General features: G+C 52.0%; 1 protein-coding gene. It reads left to right on the forward strand.

The annotated features are described in order from the left end of the window. Window positions 1-34: 34 nt before the first annotated feature. Window positions 35-277 (forward strand): homeobox domain-containing protein (locus C6N31_RS47360; RefSeq protein WP_198359716.1); only part of this gene is annotated, 243 nt, incomplete at its 3' end.

A 277-nucleotide genomic window follows, 5' to 3' on the forward strand; every position in this document is an offset into this window, starting at 1 on the left:
TGAAAGGAATGGATCATCTGAAGAAGACGTGGACGTGAACAACTTCATCGATCCACAGGCGGAGGATCAAGAACTCAAGGGCCAACTGCTACGCAGATACAGTGGGTATCTAGGGAGTCTGAAGCAGGAGTTCATGAAGAAGAGGAAGAAGGGGAAGCTACCGAAAGAAGCTCGGCAACAACTACTGGACTGGTGGAGCAGGCATTACAAGTGGCCTTATCCTTCGGAATCGCAGAAGCTGGCGCTTGCGGAGTCCACGGGACTGGATCAGAAGCAG

It is taken from the genome of Streptomyces fildesensis (assembly GCF_016107395.1).
Lineage (GTDB): Bacteria > Actinomycetota > Actinomycetes > Streptomycetales > Streptomycetaceae > Actinacidiphila > Actinacidiphila fildesensis.